At 72.7% G+C, this 249-nt stretch carries 1 pseudogene; it reads right to left on the bottom strand.

From position 1 onward, the window contains the following. Nucleotides 1–217: pseudogene (locus AC5RV2_RS19345) on the bottom strand (hypothetical protein); the annotation flags it as partial. Nucleotides 218–249: the final 32 nt, after the last annotated feature.

Genomic DNA, 249 nt, shown 5'->3' with positions numbered 1-249 from the left:
ACTGCTGGGTGGATGCCTCGGCGGCCGAGGCGCCGTCCGCCGGCTGCTGTGTGGCGGCAGTCTTCTCTGACGTCCGGGCGGCGGCCTCGTCGGTCCGCTGCGCAGCGGTCTGCTTGATCGAAGTCTTGGTCTGCGGCTTCTTGACCTCGGGAACCGGCAGCGGCGCGGGAGCCGGGCGGGTGGCCTTGGCCGCGGCGACGTACGTCGGTTTGGGCACGTCGACCGGCTGCCAGGGAGTGCCGGACGGCT

The sequence above is a fragment of the Arthrobacter sp. Y3225116 genome (assembly GCF_059091245.1).
This window is presented reverse-complemented; position numbering and strand designations above follow the sequence as displayed.